Source organism: Paenibacillus sp. 01T442 (genome assembly GCF_056398345.1).
This window is the reverse complement of the sequence record NZ_JBFTPF010000190.1, coordinates 1-1,675: the sequence shown is the minus strand read 5'-3', so window position 1 is coordinate 1,675 and position 1,675 is coordinate 1. Positions and strand designations below refer to the sequence as shown.

At 35.9% G+C, this 1,675-nt stretch carries 2 protein-coding genes; both read right to left on the bottom strand.

Annotation, left to right across the window (positions count from 1 at the left end):
* Positions 1 to 397 precede the first annotated feature (397 nt).
* Positions 398 to 955: a hypothetical protein gene (locus tag AC1DLM_RS35305; protein ID WP_441991718.1), complete on the bottom strand. Its 558-nt coding sequence runs from the start codon at positions 953 to 955 to the stop codon at positions 398 to 400.
* A gap of 230 nt (positions 956 to 1,185) precedes the next feature.
* Positions 1,186 to 1,632, bottom strand: a complete 447-nt coding sequence (locus AC1DLM_RS35300) for a VOC family protein (protein ID WP_441991719.1) — start codon at positions 1,630 to 1,632, stop codon at positions 1,186 to 1,188.
* Between the last annotated feature and the right edge of the window lie 43 nt (positions 1,633 to 1,675).

The following is a 1,675-nucleotide window of genomic DNA, read 5'->3' as shown; positions in this document are numbered from 1 at the left end:
TCCTTGATATGTTATTTGGATCTGTCGCTGGCCAGCAACTGGGATCCTTTTAACATCATACCAAGGAGTCTTTTTATTTTTCAAACCTCGTATTTCTACAAAATAGGAATGCTGCCCGTTAGTTGAACAAAGGCCGCAACCGGCTAATCCCATGAAGAATTCAATTGCTTGACGTACTCTTTAATAATCCGAATCACGAGACACAAATGTGTATTGTATTATGAAAAATGACCCTCAAAAATGCATCGTTCAATTACCGCGGAGAAGATATCATCATTATGTCTATCAATGGAAAACAATACAACTTCTTGTCTTTTGGAAAAGACAAGAAGTTGTATCCATAAAATAAAAAAACCGCGTCATTCGCGGCTGATAATGCATAAATGTTTTTGTCCTCTTACATTAGCGTAGCGACATTAGGATTTAGTTTTGAATCCACATCAACTCTGTTTACATATTTGATTGTAATAAAATTAGAACTATCTGCTCTGTGAAGAATTTCTATTTTTGAACCTGATAATAACTCCACTTCAAACCCGTTATTATTAATTTGGCGATAGTTTTGAATCGTGCCTTTATCTTTTAGTTTGTTCAACTTTTCCTGATAGAAAGATTTAAAATCACGATCGTCTACATAAGACAAATAAAACGGCGAACAAATATTTGATTTTCCTTTAAATACAGTTCTTTTAGGAAGAGGGATTGCAATGTTTTTAAGTTCTTCTTCATATTCGCATTCAAATACTTTGCTTGGGAACAAATAACTTTTCACATAGTTATTATATGTTCCATTCCAAAAGTAACATTGAAAAATAATAAAAATAGGTATCGAAATAATCAAAAGAATAAAAGGAACTTTTTTACTTTTGGCTCCTTTTAAAATCACAATAAGAATAAACAGACCAATAATCATAATAATTGTATAAGGTATGTATAGAAAAATATTCCATGTCATTCTGTTTCTTCCTTTCAAAAATATATTATTATTGATCCTCCCACTTAATGCTCCTTCGAGTATAAGATTTGTAGTATTTTCCACAACGCCATTGCAGTATCCTGCCCTTTAGCTTAATCAAAATGGAGCAGTTGCCACAGCAATCTGCTCCATTATTCGTTCAACTATCGTTATCCGTTCCATTGCATATGGACATTTCAAATGTGGGTCAACTTGGATTAAACAAGCTATTAACCTTGTTCTACTTCCTGCCAAATGTTGAACTTGTTTCCGTCCGGATCTTTGAACTTGAATTGCAAACCACAGTTTCCTTGGTCGTTTAGCGGCTCGACGTAGACTCCACTTTCGCGAAGTCGTTTATGGACCTCTACAATATTCTCAACCTCGAACGTCAGAGAGAACATTTCATATTCGTCGCCTTCCCATTGATCCGTCATGAAGTTTGCCGTTCTCTTCTCTTTCGTTTCCAAAAGGAATAACCATTGCCCGTTGCCAAGCACAAGGATGGCTCCGTCGGCAGGCCCGCGGGGCTTAACTGTAAGTCCTAATGTCTCTTTGTACCACATGGAGGCAATTTCCACGTTAGATACGGGTAAGTAGTTGTGAGAGACTCTCTTTAACATCGGTGCTTTTGCTGCTTGTTGTTCTTTTGTTTTATTTAATTCTTTTTCGGCCATGTAAGCTCCACCTCTCATTATAATTCGTATTTCTATATATAGA